The 17,128-nt window shown below is 60.4% G+C and carries 16 protein-coding genes; 5 read left to right on the top strand and 11 right to left on the bottom strand.

Annotated elements, in window-relative coordinates; all coding sequences use genetic code 11:
* Positions 1–34: 34 nt before the first annotated feature.
* From phoR to MHM37_RS05245, 4 genes are all read right to left on the bottom strand, one after another.
* On the bottom strand, positions 35–1,327 hold the full coding sequence (gene phoR, locus MHM37_RS05260; RefSeq protein ID WP_139526112.1) for a phosphate regulon sensor histidine kinase PhoR: 1,293 nt from the start codon (positions 1,325–1,327) through the stop codon (positions 35–37).
* A 2-nt stretch (positions 1,328–1,329) separates the two neighbouring features.
* Positions 1,330–2,019 carry a phosphate regulon transcriptional regulator PhoB gene (phoB, locus tag MHM37_RS05255; protein WP_054640735.1) on the bottom strand — a complete coding sequence of 230 codons (690 nt, stop codon included), beginning with the start codon at positions 2,017–2,019 and terminating at the stop codon, positions 1,330–1,332.
* A 111-nt stretch (positions 2,020–2,130) separates the two neighbouring features.
* Complete coding sequence (gene ubiA / locus MHM37_RS05250; RefSeq protein WP_239296353.1) at positions 2,131–3,021, bottom strand: 4-hydroxybenzoate octaprenyltransferase; 891 nt, start codon at positions 3,019–3,021, stop codon at positions 2,131–2,133.
* Positions 3,022–3,059: 38 nt separating this feature from the next.
* Positions 3,060–3,617: a chorismate lyase gene (locus MHM37_RS05245; RefSeq protein ID WP_231125625.1), complete on the bottom strand. Its 558-nt coding sequence runs from the start codon at positions 3,615–3,617 to the stop codon at positions 3,060–3,062.
* An 86-nt stretch (positions 3,618–3,703) separates the two neighbouring features.
* Here MHM37_RS05245 and MHM37_RS05240 point away from each other — a divergent pair, with 86 nt between their 5' ends.
* From MHM37_RS05240 to MHM37_RS05225, 4 genes are all read left to right on the top strand, one after another.
* On the top strand, positions 3,704–4,900 hold the full coding sequence (locus MHM37_RS05240; protein WP_153843573.1) for an FAD-dependent oxidoreductase: 1,197 nt from the start codon (positions 3,704–3,706) through the stop codon (positions 4,898–4,900).
* Positions 4,901–5,002: 102 nt separating this feature from the next.
* A complete protein-coding gene (locus tag MHM37_RS05235) occupies positions 5,003–5,275 on the top strand; it encodes an HU family DNA-binding protein (RefSeq protein ID WP_018918476.1) in 273 nt (90 codons plus the stop codon).
* A complete protein-coding gene (locus MHM37_RS05230) occupies positions 5,275–5,631 on the top strand; it encodes a hypothetical protein (protein ID WP_044629301.1) in 357 nt (118 codons plus the stop codon). The genes MHM37_RS05235 and MHM37_RS05230 overlap by 1 nt, the downstream gene beginning before the upstream one ends.
* A 62-nt stretch (positions 5,632–5,693) precedes the next feature.
* Positions 5,694–6,632 carry a LysR family transcriptional regulator gene (locus tag MHM37_RS05225; protein ID WP_153843574.1) on the top strand — a complete coding sequence of 313 codons (939 nt, stop codon included), beginning with the start codon at positions 5,694–5,696 and terminating at the stop codon, positions 6,630–6,632.
* Here the strand turns inward: MHM37_RS05225 and MHM37_RS05220 are convergent.
* The 5 genes from MHM37_RS05220 to MHM37_RS05200 form a co-directional block, all read right to left on the bottom strand.
* Entirely contained in the window at positions 6,611–8,161 is a 1,551-nt protein-coding gene (locus MHM37_RS05220) for an aldehyde dehydrogenase family protein (RefSeq protein ID WP_239296339.1), read from the bottom strand. The two genes, MHM37_RS05225 and MHM37_RS05220, sit on opposite strands and share 22 nt — an antisense overlap.
* Positions 8,158–9,063 (bottom strand): NAD(P)-dependent oxidoreductase, encoded by a 906-nt coding sequence (locus MHM37_RS05215; RefSeq protein ID WP_239296340.1) that lies wholly within the window; start codon positions 9,061–9,063, stop codon positions 8,158–8,160. The genes MHM37_RS05220 and MHM37_RS05215 overlap by 4 nt, the downstream gene beginning before the upstream one ends.
* 103 nt (positions 9,064–9,166) lie before the next feature.
* The gene (locus MHM37_RS05210; RefSeq protein ID WP_239296341.1) at positions 9,167–10,324 is read right to left on the bottom strand and encodes a M20 aminoacylase family protein; all 1,158 of its coding nucleotides are present in this window, start codon (positions 10,322–10,324) and stop codon (positions 9,167–9,169) included.
* A gap of 12 nt (positions 10,325–10,336) precedes the next feature.
* Positions 10,337–10,831 (bottom strand): hypothetical protein, encoded by a 495-nt coding sequence (locus tag MHM37_RS05205; protein WP_139526118.1) that lies wholly within the window; start codon positions 10,829–10,831, stop codon positions 10,337–10,339.
* Complete coding sequence (locus MHM37_RS05200; protein ID WP_139526119.1) at positions 10,818–11,636, bottom strand: DUF3100 domain-containing protein; 819 nt, start codon at positions 11,634–11,636, stop codon at positions 10,818–10,820. Before MHM37_RS05200 ends, MHM37_RS05205 begins: the two co-directional genes overlap by 14 nt.
* 198 nt (positions 11,637–11,834) lie before the next feature.
* Between MHM37_RS05200 and yccS the strand changes: the two genes are divergently transcribed.
* Entirely contained in the window at positions 11,835–14,042 is a 2,208-nt protein-coding gene (yccS, locus tag MHM37_RS05195) for a YccS family putative transporter (RefSeq protein WP_139526120.1), read from the top strand.
* Positions 14,043–14,081: 39 nt separating this feature from the next.
* On the opposite strand, the gene recG is transcribed toward yccS, so the two are convergent.
* Positions 14,082–16,160, bottom strand: coding sequence for an ATP-dependent DNA helicase RecG (gene recG / locus MHM37_RS05190; RefSeq protein ID WP_239296342.1), 2,079 nt, complete (start codon positions 16,158–16,160; stop codon positions 14,082–14,084).
* Entirely contained in the window at positions 16,157–17,086 is a 930-nt protein-coding gene (locus MHM37_RS05185; protein ID WP_139526122.1) for a hydrogen peroxide-inducible genes activator, read from the bottom strand. The genes recG and MHM37_RS05185 overlap by 4 nt, the downstream gene beginning before the upstream one ends.
* Between the last annotated feature and the right edge of the window lie 42 nt (positions 17,087–17,128).

Here is a 17,128-nt window from a genome sequence, read left to right as displayed (position 1 = left end):
TGAGGCCGGTGAAACGAGTGGCCGAGCGGCGTTTTTAATCGTTGACCACCCGAGTGGCCGGGAATACGCAACGGAACAGTGCCCCTTCACCGGGCAACGACTCCACTTGGAGCTGCGCATCGTGGCGCAGGAGAACGTGTTTTACAATGGCCAGGCCCAGCCCAGTGCCACCGGTGGCGGTGCTGCGGCCCTTATCGACGCGGTAGAAGCGTTCGGTGAGACGCGGGATATGGACCGGATCGATCCCTTCACCGTCGTCGTCCACTTCGATGCAGGCACTGCCATTGGGCAGAGCCGCCCAGCGGAGCGTGATTTGACTTCCCTCCGGCGTATAGCGCACTGCGTTGAATGCCAAGTTGGAGATCGCACTGCGCAGCTCCTGCTCACTGCCGATTAGGCGCGCTTCGCAATCGAGTACGATCTGCACGCTGTGTTGCTGGTGAGACAGCGCCAGCGCATCGCGGCGAATACTCTCCAGCATCGGCCCGACGGCAAGCGGCTGGTGATCTTCTCCCCCTCGATCGATTTCGAGCCTAGAGAGCAGTAGCAGGTCGTTGACCAAGTTCTGCATGCGCTTGGTCTGCTCCTCCATTTGACCGATGCCTTTGCCCAAACGGGGCGGCAGCAGCTCTTTCAAATCGCCATAGGTTTCCAAGTAACCCGACAGCACGGTCAGCGGTGTGCGCAGCTCGTGAGACACGTTGGCTACGAAGTCACGGCGCATCTGTTCGAGGCGATGCAAGCGCGTAATGTCCCGGGCCATGACCAAGCGCTCGTCATCACCATAGAGCGTGATTTGATACTGCAGAATACGCCGCTCATCGATGGGTGAGGTGAGTGTTAGCGGCTCGCCATACTCCCGGGCATTGAAGTAGCTAATGAAGCGTGGGTCGCGCAGCAAGTTGGTAATATGCTGCCCGCGGTCATGGGCGGTTTGCAGGCCCAACATCTCGGTAGCCGCGCTGTTCCACCACTCTAAATCACCATGCCGATCCAGCATCACGACGCTATCACGCATCGCTTCCGAGGATTCCTGAATACGCGCAAGGGTCGCCCGCAGGCGGCTTTGCGTGATGCGTTGGCTCTTTTGATAGCGGTAGAGACGATCGAAAAGCTCACCCCAAAGCCCCGTTGCCGCGGGCGGCTCATCGTGAGGGTGAAGCGTCAGCCATTGGAACAGCGCCTTTAATTGGCGCAAGTGATAAATCAAACAGAATAAGAGGCCAGCGGCGAGCCCCACACCGGGATACCCCACCAGCCACCCCAGGCACATGCCCAATAGCGCCAGCCAGGTAATGCGCCACCATTCACGGCTCCACAGGCGCACGACTACACCCGAGCAGAGAAACGATACCCAGTGCCCCGCACTGTTTGAATCAAATTCTGGTGCGCCTCCCCTAGCGCCTTACGCAACCGGCGAATGTGCACGTCCACCGTGCGCTCCTCTACGTACACGTTGCCGCCCCACACCTGATCGAGAAGCTGGCTACGGGTATAGGCACGCTCTTGGTGGGTCATGAAAAACTGCAGTAATCGATACTCGGTAGGGCCCATCTCTAGCGCCTTGCCATGCGCGCTAACACGATGGCTCACCGGGTCTAACAGCAGCCCATTGATTTCGATGGGATCTTCCACGCCGCGCGGGGTCGCCCGACGCAGAACGGCTTTCAGGCGCGCTACCAGCTCACGGGGCGAAAACGGCTTGGTGATGTAATCGTCGGCGCCCGCTTCCAGACCTTGGATCTTATTATCCTCTTCGCCCTTGGCGGTCAGCATGATGATCGGCAGTTCCGCAGTAGCCTCTTCGCGCTTGAGACGGCGTGCCAATTCGATGCCGCTGGTGCCAGGCATCATCCAGTCCAGCAGCAGCAGGTCGGGCTGATGATCTACGACCATCGCGTGGGCATCCTGGGCGTTATCCGCTTCAAGCACGCGATAGTCAGCCATTTCCAGCGCCACAGCGATCATCTCGCGAATGGGCGCCTCATCATCGACGATCAGTACGGTCTTGGCGGTCATTCCAGGGCCTCACGGTGTGCTAAGAAAGCTCATGTATGCGAAAACGGTTCAATGACATGTCTGTGACGATAACACCATGACTTAATGACAATTCTATGACACCCAGCAATATTAGCCAGCCACGGGCCACTCGCTTAGAGCAATGCCGGCAAAGACCAAGAGCCCCGACCAGTGATTATTCAAAAACGCTTGGAAACAGCGATCACGCTCCCGGTGAACGATCAAACGCTGTTGATGGGCAAAGGTTACCGCCATTCCGACCACACCGAGCCAGAAGAAACCGCCCAGGCTCGCCATCAGCCCCACCCAAATCAACAACGCTAGGGTGGCAAGCTGCAGCAAGCCAATGATGAGACGGTCGGCACTGCCAAACAGCACCGCCGTGGATTTGATGCCGATCTTCAGGTCGTCATCGCGATCGACCATGGCGTACTGGGTATCGTAGGCCACTGTCCATAGCACGTTAGCGCTGAACAGTAGCCACGCCACGAGTGGCACCTCGCCGAGCACGGCGCCAAACGCCATCGGAATCGCCCAGGAGAACGCCGCCCCCAGGACCACTTGGGGAAAGTGGGTATAGCGCTTCATGAAAGGATAAATGAACGCTAGCAGCACACCGCCGAAGGAGAGCAGCACGGTAAACCAATTGGTCAACAGGACCAACACGAAGGCCGCCGCCACCAGCGCCACGAACAGCAGCTGCGCCTCGGTTTCACTAATACGGCCGGTGGCCAGCGGCCGCTGCCGGGTGCGCTTTACATGGCCATCGAAGTGGCGGTCGGCGTAGTCGTTCACCACGCAGCCTGCCGCGCGCATTACGTACACCCCGGCAATGAAGATCAGCAGTACATCGCGGCCCGGCACCCCGTCCGAGGCGATCCACAGCGCCCATAGCGTTGGCCACATCAACAGCCAAGTACCTATCGGCCGGTCCAAGCGCATTAGCTGTAGGAAATCGGTCAGGCGGGCCCACCCGGTTGGGCGCAACAGAGAACGGTCCATGCTCATGCTTACCTCGTCGAAAAAGTCGCTGCGTTAGCCTAGCGCGACGGCAGGCTCAGTGCATCTGTCATGGTGGATAAAAAGTACTCCTGCACCAGCAACGACAGCCCGCCGTGCTCAAAGACGGAGCGCCGCCCCCAAAGGCTACTGGCCGACGATCCCAGCGTCAGCCGGTTGAATGGCGGCGCGGCCGACGTTACTTCCAGCGGCCCGCGCACCAAATCAGGCTTCTGGAATAGCCAGCTGCCTAGCGAACGCTCACCTAAGTTGCCCAACCCTTTGCCCTGCAGGTGGTGAAGCGATGCCACCGAACGCGCCACGACCCACGGCGTTTCATCGATACACAGCGCCACCTCACGCAGCCACGCATAGCGGCGGTGTGCAATGCCCAGGGCAAGGGCTTCATCGCGCTGGGGCAGGCCGATGGTCTGGCGCAACACGCGCACCCGAAATGCGCCCGGCTTACCGGCGGCCATCAGGCGGGCGGTCAACGAATCCGTGGAGGCGACCCACTGCCACCAAGGCGCGCTCATGGCTGGCCGAGCAGCGGCCACCGGCAGCCACTGAGGAAAGAGTGAAAACTCGGGGGCGGTCACCTAGGCCTCCAGGGCAGTCAATTGAGAGTGAGCTAGTGTAACATGGTGGTTTATAGGCTTTTGTTCCACCGACGTCAGGGGACGGTATGCCCAACTCACACACGACCTCTTCCACGCCCTCTCCTCACTCAACTGCTCTGGCGATCGTCGGAACCGGCATGGCAGGCGTGGGGCTAGCGCGTACCCTGCGACGCCAGGGAGATACACGCACTATCACGCTGATCAGTGCAGACAGCGGCGATGACTACAGCAAGCCCCTGCTTTCCACCGGCTTTGCCAAACGCCTCGGCCCTGACAAGCTCGCCCAGCGCGATGCCAGTGCACTGGCAGACGAACTCAATGCCGAGGTCATTACCCACACCCAAGTGACGCATCTAGATGTGGATAACCAAACGCTACACCTGAGCAGCGGCGCCACGCTTCGTTACGATGACGTGGTGCTGGCCACCGGTGCCGCCCCTCGCAGGCCATTCAGCGTGCCCAGCGCACTGGCGGAGCGCTGCTTTACCGTCAATGACTTAGACGACTACCGGCACCTGCATGAAGCACTCACTCAGCCGAGCCGCGTGGCGATCATTGGGGCCGGGCTCGTTGGCTGTGAATTCGCCAATGACTTGCACGCAGGCGGACACCAACTCACCGTAATCGCGCCGGAGAGCGCCCCACTGCCGCGGCTGCTGCCCGAACCACTGGGTCATGCGCTGGCCAATGCGTTTCACGCGGCAGGCATTCGCCTCGCACTAGGGCGCAGCTTGGACACGCTTTCCCAAGCGGCCGACAACGCCGTAGCTTTGCACTTGGATAACGGCGAGCGGCACGCGGTAGATCTCGTCCTCTTCGCCACCGGCTTGATACCACGCACGGCGTTAGCAGAGGCCGCTGGCCTAACCGTAAGTGCCAGCGGCATTCACGTCGACCGCCACCTCCGCACTCGCCAGCCTAACGTTTATGCCCTGGGTGATGCAGCCTGTATCGACGGTGTGAACGCCATGTATGTCCAGCCGCTGCAAGCCAGCGTTAAAGCGTTGGCGGCGACGCTCACTGGCACGCCTACCGCGGTTCGCTTTGGCGCATGGCCCGTGGTGGTCAAAACGCCGCTACTGCCCATCGTGGCCTACCCCCCAACGCAGCCACCCAAACGCTGGCGAATCGAAGGCGACGGTGACGATTTCACCGCCTTGGCCGAAGATAAAGACGGTCGTTTGATTGGTTTTGCGTTGACAGGCGGCTGTGTGAGAAGGAAAGTGGAGCTTTCCAGAGCCGCCCCCACCCTGCTAGGCTGATTTTCGCCGCGTTCGCGACTAGGCTAAAAAAGCTCCGCCTGCTGGGGTAAGCCGAGCAACCAACAACATTGATGTCTGTTTTTTCACAAGGGAGATTCCTTTATGCGCAAACCTGAACTCGCTGCCGCGATTGCTGAAAGTGCTGACCTGTCCAAAGACAAAGCGGGACAAGTGCTCAACGTCATTCTGGACGAAATCACCAACAGCGTCGCCAAGGGCGAAGACGTCGCCTTGATCGGTTTTGGCACCTTTACCGTTCGCGAGCGCGCTGCCCGCACCGGTAAAAACCCGCAAACCGGCGCACCGCTGCAGATTCCGGCCAGCAAAAACGTGGCATTCAAGCCAGGCAAAGCGCTCAAGGACGCCGTTTCCTAATGAAGCTTTCGCTGACGCTGTGGCTGCTGGGCTTTATGCTCAAGCGAGCCCTGCGCCGCAAGCCGCGCTTTCGTGAGCAGCTCGAGCGCATGCGCGGCCTGGACTGGGGTGTCGCTACGGAAGACTTAAGCACCGCCCGCTACTACCGGATGGCGCCTAACGGCATCACCACCGGCAAGGGGTTGCCCGTCGATCTAGATCTTGAGCTGCGCTTTCGCGATCAAGACGCGGCGCTGCGTATTCTCAAGAAGCCTACCCAGCAGGCGTTTCTGGACGGCATGGTGGCAGGAGACGTCCGCCTCGTCGGCGACTCCTCCGATATGAACAAGCTGCAAAAATTGTTGAAGTATTTGTAGCAAGCTTTGCGGCATGGAACGAACAGTCAAGGGGCAATCCCGCAGAGGTATAACGGCTATCGATGGACATACCTCATCAACGCTTAGTGTACTTCCGCGTTACCCTGGAATCTGGTTCTGTGCGCCGAGCGGCAGCGCGCTTGGATATCGCTCCCTCGGCCGTCAGCAGGCAAATTGCGCTGCTGGAAGAGGCCCTGGGTGCGACGCTCATGGAGCGCCAGCGCGACGGCATCTCACCTACTCCCGTAGGTGAGATGCTGCTTGAGTATTGTGAACGTCGTGGCGCCCTCGATGAAGGATTCATTGCCTCGCTGGAGTCCTATCAGCGCATGGAGACCGGCAAGATATCCCTGACCGTTGGCGAAGGGTTTGTCAGCGACTTGGTGGCTTCTCCTCTGCATGAGTTCACTCAACGCTATGCGGGCATTCAGCTCGACATCCACACGGCGGGTACCTCGGGCATCATCGAGGCGGTGGTGGGCGATCACAGCCACATTGGCTTGATGTTCCATGAGCGTACTCATCCCCAACTTCGTTTCTGGGCCTCCAGCCCGCAGCCGCTGATGGCGATTCTCTCGCCCAGTCATCCCTTGACCTGCCAAGCCACCCCGCTCACGCTAACTCAGCTTAGCGATCAGCCGATGGCCATGTGGGATACCACCCATGGCGTGCGTCAAATGGTCGATCAAGCTTTCCAGCAGGCTCGCATTGCCCCCCGCATGGCGATGAACACCAACTCCATGGTGATTCTGGCGCAATATGTCCGCAGCGGCATGGGCATTACCCTGCTGCCCGCGTTTGCCGTCGCCCACGACCTGGAAGTGGGAACGCTGGTAGCACGCCCCGTCGATCACCCGCTATTTCAGCGCTCTCAGGCCCACATGGTCACCCGTGTAGGGCGCCAACAGCCCAAGGCCAGCATCCTGCTACTGCGCCATCTACAGCGCTGGATGCAAGCCTTCCGCGACCCGGCGTTAGATCAGCCGACGCCACTGCCATAACCAAACGCCACGCTGGCTTCTGGCGCGGTTTCCACCCAGACGCTTTGTGGCACGGTGTATTCGCGTAGGCCATCCAACCCGCTGGAGCGACCAAAACCGCTGTCACCAAAGCCACCGAACGGTGACATCACGCTGATGGCCTTGTAGCTATTGATCCATACCGTGCCAGCACGCAGCTGACCGGCCACACGATGTGCCCGCGCCACGTCCTGGCTCCATACCGCACCTGCCAAACCAAAGCGGGTGTCGTTCGCCAATCGAATGGCTTCCTCTTCATTGTCAAAGGCCATCGCGACGAGCACTGGCCCAAAGACCTCTTGTTGGGCAATCTCCATATCAGGGGTGACATCCACCAGCACGGTAGGCGCGATAAAATAGCCCTGGGCGTCGTCAGGCAAACCTTCAGGACGTTTGCCACCCGTCAGCACTCTCGCGCCTTGCGCTTCTGCGGCCTCGATCATGCGCGTTACCTGCTCGAATTGACGGCGATTCTGAAGCGGCCCCATACGGGTGGCTTCATCGCTGGGCAGGCCCACGTGAATCTGCTCCGCCGCGCGAGCCAAACGCGTAGTGACTTGCTCAAATACCGAACGCTCGATCAACAGGCGCGATCCTGCCACACAGCTTTGGCCCGCCGCCGCAAAGATGGCCGCCTGGGCGCCAGCTACCGCTTCGTCTAACTTGGCATCGGCAAACACGATATTGGCGGATTTACCGCCCAGTTCTAATACGCTGGGCACCAGGCGGCGGGCCCCCGCCTCGGCAATCATCCGTCCACTTTGGGGCGAGCCGACAAATACCAATTTGCCTATGGCGGGATGGTCGGTCAGCGCCGCGCCGGTCGTTTTGCCCAGCCCATTGACGATATTGATCAACCCCTTAGGTAGCCCACCACGTTCGAGTTGTTTGGCAATCACGACCGAGGTGAAAGGGGTCAGCTCGGAAGGTTTCAGCACCACCCCGTTGCCCGCCGCCATGGCCGGTGCCAGCTGCCAGGCACAGGTGAACATCGGCGCGTTCCAGGGCGTGATCTGCCCCACCACCCCATAGGGCACGTGGCGCACATAGTTAAGATGCGAGGTAGGCACTGGAATGACCTCGCCGTGCTGCTTGTCGCACCAGCCCGCGTAGTATTCGAACATCTCGCGCACTTTGCCTACTTCGGCCCGGCAGTCACGAATAGGCTTACCGGCCACCACGCTTTCTAACTGCGCCAGCGCTTCTTCATGGCCTTCTAGCGCACGTATGGCAGCATTCATGCGCCGCCCACGCTCGCTGGCGGTCAGCGCCATCCATTCGCGTTGCCCCCGCTGCGCCGCTTGTGTCGCCCGCTCAATCAAGCCCACACCCGCATCGCGGTAGCTGACCAGCGCATCCCCCGTCGCCGGGTTGATCAGCGTGATCTCTTCACCTTCTCCGGCCACCAGATCACCATCGATCCAGTTGCTCAACGGCGTTTTTGCCGCTAACCCAAAGCCGTTTAGGAGTGCGGCAAGCTGGTCGCTGGCGTGTTGGCTGAGTGAATTCATTGGTTACCCTCCGCTTGGCTGGCACGGGCTAAAATCGGCGTGGTGATATGGTTGAAGTCATCGCTATCGGTGGGCTGTTCGGTGTTGTCGTGCCAAGCATCGACAACCATTTGTAGCAGCGGTAAAGGAAGGCCCAACTGCTCAGCCGCCTCCCGCGCCAGGCGCAGGTCTTTACGCATCAATCCCGTGGTAAAGCCAGAGTCGAAGCGCTCGCTCAGCACCCACTCGGGGAAATTCACCTCACTGATAGCGCTACGCCCGGAGCCGCTATTGATGCCTGCCAGACAAGCAGCGGGGTCAACACCAGCTTGGGCGGCCATGGCAACTGCCTCGGCGGTCGTGATCAGGTGCGCCGCACACAGGTAGTTATTGGCCAGTTTCACCACATGGCCGCTGCCTGGGCCACCCACATGGGTGCATTTGGCGGACATCGCCTCCAACATCGGCCTGACCCGTTCAATGGTGGTTTCATCGCCGCCTAGCAGCATGCCTAGCTTGCCGCTGGCCGCCCCTTTGGGGCCGCCGCTGACCGGGGCATCCAGCCAATGAAGCCCTGCGGCCATCACTTTTTCAGCCAATTCACGACTTACGGCAGGGTCACTGGTAGAGGTATCGACAATCACACTGCCCCGAGGCGCCCGCGCGAGTAAACCAGGGGAGGTTTCAAGCACCTCACGCACATGGGCTGAGGTCGGCAGCGATAGAAGGTAGACATCACTGGCTGGTAGGGCATCAGGCGTCACAACATTCAAGCCAAGTGATGCGAGCTTGGTACGCGCGGCGTCAAAGACATCCGTGCCGGTTACAGCAAACCCTGCTGCTTTAAGCGTGAGCGCCATATTGCCGCCCATCTGTCCCAACCCAATCACCGTCAACGATAAAGACCTTGAGGTTTGAGGCATCACAAAACTCCTTACAGTGCAGAAAACGCTGAATGCTGGGTAGACGCTCCCCTACCCAGTGGGCATAAGGAAGCGAATAACGCGAGTTAAATCGTTTGGCTATTTAGACCAAGAGCGCTTTGACCAACTCCACCCAGTAGCGCGTTCCTAGCGGCAATAGCGCATCGTTAAAATCGTAGTGGGGGTTATGCAGCGACGCCGAGTCCTCACCGTTGCCCATCCAGATGTAAGCACCGGGCCGTTCGGCAAGCAGGAACGAGAAATCTTCGGACGCCATGCTAGGTGGCGGGTTACGCAGCACATTTTCTTGGCCTAGCAAGCCCGCTAATACCGTTGCGCAGTGCTGGGCATGCGCTGGCGTATTGATCGTGGCGGGGTAGCAACGCTGGTAATCCAGCTCAACGGCTAAACCATGGAAGTCGGCCAAGCTCGCAATCGCCTGTTTGAAACGCGCTTCTAGGCGTTCTTTCAGCGCCATATCGAAACAGCGTAGCGTGCCGCGCAGCGCCACCTGCTCGGGAATCACATTGAACGTGTCTCCCGCATTGATGCTGGTCACACTCAGCACCGCCGATTTATCCGGTGGCGTTTCACGGCTTATCAGGCCTTGCAGTTGGCTGATCAGTTGGCAACTCGCCAGCACCGTATCAATGCCTAGATGCGGCATCGCTGCATGGCAGCCTTTACCGGTCAATGTCAGGCTGAAAATATCAAACGCGGCCATGACGTCGGTATCGTGCACCGCTGCCACACCAACGGGCAGCCCAGGCCAGTTGTGCAGGCCGTACACCGCGTCCATCGGAAAGCGCTCGAACAGGCCGTCCTCCACCATGGCACGGCCACCGCCTTCGTTCTCTTCGGCGGGTTGGAAGATGAACACCACCCGTCCTTTGAAGTCGGGCTGCTGCTTCAGCGCCCAGGCCGCCCCCAGCAACATCGTGGTATGGCCATCGTGACCGCAGGCGTGCATCTTGCCCGGCGTCTGCGAGGCGTAGGCAAGCCCGGTCTCTTCACGGATATCCAGGGCATCGATATCGGCCCGAAGGCCGATCGTTTTACCTTCACCCTGCTGACCGTCCAACGCGGCGACCACGCCCGTTCCAGCGATTCCAGTGGTCACTTCAAAGCCCCACTCACCGAGCAGCGCGGCGATACGTGCACTCGTGCGCTGCTCCTCGAACGCCGTTTCCGGATGCTGGTGGAAATCGTGTCGCCAAGCGGTGAGTTCTTTACTATCAGGCAAGGGTATTGACGTCGCCATGTTTTGTATTCCTTAAAGCATCACGTGAGCCACCACCGCCGACCCAATAAAGGTGCCGGTGAAGACGAGAAGGGCCACAATGACCAGCTTCCAGCCGGTCTGCTTGAACATCGAGAATTCACGGTGGGTCAGCGCTAGTCCGGCATACGCCAGTACGGGGGTGACCACCGCCAAGAAATTCACCTCTGCCAACTGCCCAATGATCCAGCCGTTACCCGGAAAGACGGGGAGCGTCGCGATGATACTAATCAGCGAGACCCACGCCACACTAGGCAGATAAAAAGGGCATAGCCGCCCGACCACTAAGCCGATGATGACCATGACATACAAAATCAGCATGCCAGGCAGCGCATCCAACAAAGGCGAGCCGTTGACGATGTTGCTAAACCACGCCGCCACACAGACAGCCGCCAGCACAAGGGCTGTTTTACCTAGCTGCTGTTCAGGGCGCAGCTCTTTTAATGCCTCAGCGTCGAACTGATCGACGGTGCTCTCATGAGTTTTCATGGCGAACCTCCTGACGGGTACCCTTCAAACGCGTAAACATCCACTCGGTGACCGGTAGCGCAATAAAGAGCGATACATACAATCCGGTGGCGTAGGTGAGCAGATTGCTGGCGCCGGCAAAGGCAAGCAGCTCATCTTTGGCGGCAGGGACGGCTTCTGCCAACGCTGCCGAGCATGCCGCTACCATGCTGCCACTGCCGACACCGCAGGCCATGGCCAGCGCGCGGATATCGAGGATATCTAGCGAGGCGATGTAGCCCGCCATCAGGGCAAAGTAGAGCGTACCGAACATAGTACCCACCACGTACACGCCCATAATGCCGATGCCTTCAGGGCTTCTTAGCCCGTAACGGTCTGAAATAATGGCAATGTTGGGTTCGCGGGCAATGGAGTAGGTCGCACCAATCGCTTCCCGGCCCATTTTGAGCACGAGTACCGCAAAGGGCAGCGCGATCAGCATGGTGCCAAGATTCCCCAGCTCTTGAAGAATCAGCGCAGGACCCGCCGCGATAATTTGCTCGATCGCTGGCCCAATGGTGGAGCCAAACTTGGCAATGAACGGCAAAATGGCGATCAGAATGATGGGGCCTGCGGCATGACTCACCGGCTTGGGAATGGCCTTGCCCATTGCTGAAAAGAGATGAGGATTGAAGAGTACGCCAATGATAAACGCGTAGAGGAGTGGTAATAGTAGTAATGTTCCCGGCCCAAGCGGAATCCGAATGATGCCGATCCACTCGGAAAACATCGACGTCAGTATCACCAGAAGATGTAGACGCCAGTCCAGCAGCAGTTTTAGATCCATGGGAGTGATCCTATTTTTTTTAGAGTCACTCCGAGTATCGAAAGGTTACTGTTTCAATCATAGCGTTTTGGTGCACTAATTTTTAGAACACATGGCCGCGATAGCATTAGCGTTGATAGGTCAAGAGCGACATCATCGTTGCGATGCCTCTATACTAACCAAGACTAAAGTCTAACATCACTTGTCACACGAGCCTCTATGCCCCTGACCCATTCCCTGCGCCGCCTTTGGACACTGGACAAGTTCGCTTACAGCCTGCGGGTGTTCATCGCCTTCAGCGGGGCGCTGCTGTTGAGCGGGCTAGCGGGGGATGTGGCACTGGTCATTCCGCTATTTTTGGGCATCATTGCCAGTGCCCTCTCCGAGACCGACGATAGCTGGCAAGGGCGTTTGCAGGCACTGGTAGTGACGCTGCTCTGCTTTGCATCGGCGTCGTTCGTGGTGCAGTGGCTGTTTCCGTGGCCGTGGCTATTTGCGGTCGGCTTGGCGCTCTCTACCTTCACGCTGATCATGCTGGGGGCGATTGGCCAGCGCTACGCGACGATTGCCTCGGGCACGCTGATTCTGTCGATCTACTCCATGATCAATATCGAGCAGCACGGTGGCGTGGATGAAGACGTCGCCTCGCGCCAGCTGCTGCTTTTGGCCGGAGCGGCCTGGTACGGCGCGATTTCCGTGGTGTGGTGTGCACTGTTCTCCCGCCAGCCGGTCAAGCAGAGCATGGCGCGGGTCTACAAAGCCCTGGGGGAGTTCTTGATCTTGAAGTCGGCGCTGTTCGAGCCGGTACGCGGTGTGGATGTCGAAGCTCGCCGCGTGGCATTAGCACGGCAGAACGGCCAAGTGGTGGAGGCGCTCAACCAAGCCAAGGAGATGATTTTTCGCCGCCTAGAGGGCCAGCGCGGTAACCGTAAGCTCAACCGCTACCTGCAAATTTACTTTATCGCCCAGGATATCCACGAACGGGCCAGCTCCACCCACTACCCCTACAGCGCGCTTACTGACGCCTTTTTCCACCACGATGTGCTGTTTCGCTGCCAGCGGCTACTCGACCAGCAGGGCCGCGCCTGCCGCCAGCTGGCCAAATCGCTGCTGCTGAATCGCCCTTTCAGCCACGAGCAGAGCGAGCAGGCGCTGGCCGACCTGCGCGCCTCGATCGATAATCTGAGCGAGCGCGGCAAGCCCGAATGGCGGCCACTGATGCGCCCGTTGAATGCCTTAGCGGACAACCTCACCACTCTCGAAGCGCAGATTGCCAGCGCCCACAACCCGGATACCGACGACGAACGCCGAGATAGCGCGCTCTACGACCGCTCTCCCTCGAGTCTGCAGGAGGCCTGGAAACGGGTGCGGCTCAATATCACGCTAGGCTCGCCTACCTTTCGCCACGCGGTGCGCCTAACCACCGCGCTAGTAGCGGGCTATGGGCTGCTGCAGTGGCTCGACCCCCAGCAAGGGTTCTGGATTTTGCTGACCACGCTGTTCGTATGTCGACCTAACTTTGCCACCACGCGGCGCTTTCTCTCCCAGCGGATAGTGGGCACGGTACTCGGGCTGGTGGCAGGCTGGGCCTCTATCAGCCTGTTTCCCCAACCGCTGATCCAGAGCATGATTGCCGTGGCGGCGGGCGTGTCATTCTTTGCCAATCGTGAAAAACATTACGTGATCGCCACGGCCTCGATCACCCTGCTGGTGCTGTGCAGTTTCAACCAGGTGGGGGATGGCTTCGACCTTATCTGGCCGCGGCTGTTCGATACGTTGATCGGCTCGCTGATTGCGGGACTGGCGGTATTTTTCATTCTGCCGGACTGGCAGGGCCGCCGCCTCTACCGTGAGGCCGCCAAGGTGCTGACCAACCACCGCCGCTACTTGGACGAAATCGTCCACCAGTACGAAGAGGGCAAGCAGGACGACCTAGCTTACCGCTTGGCACGGCGCAATGCGCACAACGCGGATGCGGCGCTCTCGACCCTGCTCACCAACATGCTCCACGAGCCGGGGCACTACCGGAAGCAGGATGCCGACAACGGGCTGCGCTTTTTGGTGCTCTCCAACACGCTGCTCAGCCACCTCTCCGCGCTAGGTGCCCACCGCCACCGGCTGGCAGAGGATGAAGACGATGCCACCCTCGTGCCGCAGGCCAAGCGGATCAGCGCCTTACTGGAACAGCTAGCGGAACAGCTGGATAAACGCCTACCCGTGGAGCCGCTGACCGCGCCTGCCAACGAGCTGCTGAGCCAGCTAGGGGAGCACGGCGGCAGCGGAGAAGAGAAGGCCATCACGCTCTATCGGCCCATTCAAAGCCAACTGCGCCTGATTGCCGAGCAGCTTGGCCCCTTGAGCGATGCCGCCCATCGTTTGACCGATTCGAACGCAGAGTCGCTGCACGCGCTCGATACGGCCACGTGACCCTTGGCCACGCCTCGATGCCACCTCACTACACCGCCATTACACCTGCCCGTAGCGGCCCGCCGCCTCGCCCAGCCAGCGGCGCACCAGCACGGTAGTGACCTCGGTGTTGCCCTGGAGCGCCTGAGCCAGGGCGGTGACCCGCTCTAGCTGGTCGGCATCGCGCTCTAGATCGGCGATTTTCATCTGGGCGAGGCCGGTTTGGCGAGTCCCTAATACCTCGCCAGGGCCGCGGATTTCCAAGTCTTTTTCAGCAATACGGAAGCCGTCGGTGGTTTCCCGCATCACGCCGAGCCGTTCCCGAGAGCTTTTGGAGAGCGGCGGGTGGTAAAGCAGCACGCAGAAGCTTTCGGTGCTGCCGCGTCCCACCCGGCCGCGCAGCTGATGAAGCTGGGAAAGCCCCAAACGCTCAGGGTTTTCGATGATCATCAAGCTAGCGTTGGGCACGTCGACTCCCACCTCGATCACCGTGGTCGCCACCAGCAGGTCGAGCTCACCGGCTTTGAAGGCCTCCATCACCTCGGCCTTTTCGGCCGCCTTCATACGCCCATGAATCAGCCCAATGGCCAGTTCCGGCAGCGCCTGGGTGAGTTCATCGCGGGTCACTTCAGCGGCCTGGCACTGCAGCGCCTCCGACTCTTCGATCAGCGTACACACCCAGTACGCTTGGCGACCGTCACGGCAGGCGTTGCGAATACGCTCGACCACCTCGGGGCGGCGCTCGTCCGACACCACCACGGTTTTCACCGGCGTGCGTCCCGGCGGCAGCTCGTCGATCACCGAGACATCCAAGTCCGCATAGGCACTCATGGCAAGGGTGCGGGGAATCGGCGTGGCGGTCATGATCAGCTGATGGGGCGTCAATCCACCGGCTTCGCCTTTTTCACGCAGGGCAAGGCGCTGGTGCACGCCAAAACGGTGCTGCTCATCGATGATCGCCAGCCCCAAACACTGGAAATGCACGTCGTCTTGAAACAGCGCGTGGGTGCCCACCACCATACGCGCTCGGCCGTCGGCAATGGCGGCTTTGGCATCCAGCCGCGCCTTGCCCTTTAGCTTGCCTGCCAACCACGCCACTTCGATGCCCAGCGGCTCGAACCACGCTTTGAAGGCGCGGTAGTGCTGTTCGGCGAGGATCTCCGTGGGCGCCATCATCGCCGCTTGGCAGTTGCCCGCCAGCGCCGAGAGCGCCGCCATAGCAGCCACCACCGTCTTGCCCGACCCTACATCCCCCTGCACTAGGCGCAGCATGGGCGCGGGGCGGGCCAGGTCGAGGGCTATTTCTTCCAGCACCCGACGCTGGGCACCGGTGAGCGCAAACGGTAGCTGCGCCAGAAAGCGCGTTTGCAGGCTGCGCCCCGACGGTAGCTCCGGTGCGCCGTCGGCCTGGATACGCAGGCGCACTTCCCGCAGGCTCAGTTGATGGGCCAACAGCTCTTCCAACGCTAGGCGTCGCGTGGCGGGGTGGTGGCCATGGGCCAGCTGCTCCAAATCCACGTCCGGCGGCGGCTGGTGCAGTAACTGCAAGCTAGCGTGCAGCCCCGGCAGTTGGAAGCGCTGACGCAGGGCATCGGGAATCACATCGGGCAGCGCTTCGGGCGCCTGCTCTAACAGGCGCAGCGCCTGCTGGGTCAGCGCACGCAGGCGAGTTTGGTGCAGCCCCTCGGTGGTGGGGTAAATCGGCGTGTAGTACTCCTCCACCGGCGTTTCGCTACCGCCGCTAAGACGGTATTCCGGATGATAGATCTCTAGCCCCGTGGCCCCTGCCCGCGCTTCGCCAAACGCCCGAACGGTCACGCCGGGGCGAAGCTGCTGCTGTTGCGCAGACGAGAAGTGGAAAAAGCGCAGGCTCAAAATGCCGCTACCGTCGCGCAGACGAATCAGCAGGCTGCGCCGTCGCCCTTTGACGATATCGTTGGCGGTGACTTCCCCCTCGACCACCGCTTCATGGCCTGCCCGCAGCAGGCCAATGGGGGTGAGTCGCGTGCGATCCTGGTAGCGTAGCGGCAAGTGAAACAGCAGATCACTCACGCGTTCCACGCCTAGGCGGGCCAGCTTGATGGCCAGCGCCTCGCCTACGCCCTTGAGCGCCGTCACCGGTGCGGACAGCTCACTCATGGGGCTTGCTTCACCTTATGCACCGGCTGCTGGCACTGGCTGATCGCGTTGGCCAATGCATCGATGGCCTTCGGGCGCGGAAAGCTGGCACGCCAGGCAATGGCCACCGTGCGCGAGGGTGCCGGTTCCACGAAGGGGCGGCTAACCAGCATGGCGTTCTCGTACTGGTCGGTGCCGAGCGCCGACTGCGGCAGCACGGTAATGCCGAGTTTGGACGCCACCATATGGCGAATCGTCTCGAGTGAGCCGCCTTCGGCAATCAGGGTATTGTTGGGACTGTTGAGCTTTTGCGTAATCGCCGGGCAAGCTTCGAGGATTTGGTCGCGGAAGCAGTGGCCTTCGCCCAGCAGCAGCAGCCGCTCTTCCAATAGATCCTCTTTATGGATCGCCTCGCGCTCGACCCACGGGTGGCTGGCAGGCATCAACACCTCGAAATGCTCGTCGTAGATCGGCTTGGTGACCACGTCGGTTTCGGTAAACGGTAGGGCCACGATGATCACGTCCAGCTCGCCGCTACGCAGCTTGGCGCGCAGCGTGCCGGTCATGCCCTCTTCGATATACAGCGGCATTTGCGGGGCAGCGCTGGCCAGTGCTGGTACCAAATGGGGGAATAGGTAAGGTCCAATGGTATAAATCGCGCCGATGCGCAGCGGGTTAGCGAGCTGGTCTTTGCCCGCGCTGGCCAGCTCGTAGATCAAACCGCTCTGTTCCAATACGCGCTGGGCCTGGGCAACGATCTTTTCGCCCAAGGGCGTGACTTGCACGGTGGATTTAGAGCGTTCGAACAGCGGAATGTCCAGCTCGTCTTCGAGTTTTTTCACGGCGACCGAGAGCGTCGGCTGGGAAACATGGCAGCGCTCGGCGGCGCGGCCAAAATGGCGCTCTTGGGCAAGGGTTACGATGTAGCGAAGTTCTGTTAAAGTCATAGCAATGCCAGTGGCATCCTCTCGTTGCAGCTCGAGTCATCG

Origin of the sequence: Halomonas sp. MMH1-48 (assembly GCF_022348105.1) — a bacterium.
Taxonomy (GTDB): Bacteria; Pseudomonadota; Gammaproteobacteria; order Pseudomonadales; family Halomonadaceae; genus Vreelandella; species Vreelandella piezotolerans.
The sequence above is the reverse complement of the archived record's forward strand: the minus strand, read 5'-3'. Positions and strand labels throughout refer to the sequence as shown.